Source organism: Rhizobacter sp. P1_G5 (genome assembly GCF_056405435.1).
Genome location: NZ_JBFUCB010001220.1, coordinates 1 through 522, shown reverse-complemented (window position 1 = coordinate 522; position 522 = coordinate 1). Strand labels below are relative to the sequence as shown.

Annotated in this window: 1 protein-coding gene and 1 pseudogene; both read right to left on the bottom strand. The window is 72.0% G+C overall.

Annotation, left to right across the window (positions count from 1 at the left end):
• Nucleotides 1–149, bottom strand: a 149-nt coding sequence (locus AC1D12_RS35070; protein WP_477845640.1) for an Hsp70 family protein, incomplete at its 3' end; no start/stop codon positions are given.
• A 47-nt stretch (nucleotides 150–196) separates the two neighbouring features.
• A pseudogene (locus tag AC1D12_RS35065) lies at nucleotides 197–522 on the bottom strand (MBL fold metallo-hydrolase); the annotation flags it as partial.

Sequence of the window (522 nt, the reverse complement as noted above, 5' to 3'; positions counted from 1 at the left end):
AGGCCGACCAGCGTGCGGCCCTCGTCGTCGAGGCTGACCGCCGACGGCGTGGAGAAGTCGCCGTGCACGTTGCGCACCAGCTGCGGCCGCCCGTCCTGGAAGATGCCGATCAGGCTGTTGGTCGTGCCGAGGTCGATGCCGACGATCATGGTGCGCGGCGCGGGGCACCCGCGCAAATCGGAAGGCGCCGAGGATATCAGCGCGCGCGGTCGAGCCAGATGCCGATGCCTTGCGCGTTCAGCTCCAGGTCCATCGCGAGCAGCGCCAGCGCGTCGTCGCGCGGCACGGTGCTGCCCAGGTGCTGCAGCCGTGCCGTGTAGAGCGCCGCGAGGCCGGCCATCAGCGCGGGGTGGCGTTCGGCCGCCGGCAGCGGGCGCAGCCGCTCGCCGAGCGCGACGATCTCGTCGACCTGCGCAAGCATCATCTCGCCGAGCCGCGGCACGCCCTCGACGCAGCCGTAGTGCGTGAGGTACAGCCGCTCGGGGTGGTAGCCGAGCATGCGCTGCACCGACTGCTTCAGCG